The sequence below is a fragment of the Nostoc sp. UCD121 genome (assembly GCF_014222285.1).
Classification (GTDB): Bacteria; Cyanobacteriota; Cyanobacteriia; order Cyanobacteriales; family Nostocaceae; genus Nostoc.
Genome location: NZ_JACKZS010000566.1, coordinates 1 through 278, shown reverse-complemented (window position 1 = coordinate 278; position 278 = coordinate 1). Strand labels below are relative to the sequence as shown.

General features: G+C 58.6%; 1 pseudogene. It reads right to left on the bottom strand.

What is annotated here, in order from left to right:
• Window positions 1-206 precede the first annotated feature (206 nt).
• A pseudogene (locus tag GNF10_RS37495) lies at window positions 207-278 on the bottom strand (Rop family plasmid primer RNA-binding protein); the annotation flags it as partial.

The window sequence follows — 278 nt, the reverse complement described above, 5'->3', positions numbered from 1 at the left end:
GTATTTCACACCGCAATGGTGCACTCTCAGTACAATCTGCTCTGATGCCGCATAGTTAAGCCAGTATACACTCCGCTATCGCTACGTGACTGGGTCATGGCTGCGCCCCGACACCCGCCAACACCCGCTGACGCGCCCTGACGGGCTTGTCTGCTCCCGGCATCCGCTTACAGACAAGCTGTGACCGTCTCCGGGAGCTGCATGTGTCAGAGGTTTTCACCGTCATCACCGAAACGCGCGAGGCAGCTGCGGTAAAGCTCATCAGCGTGGTCGTGAAG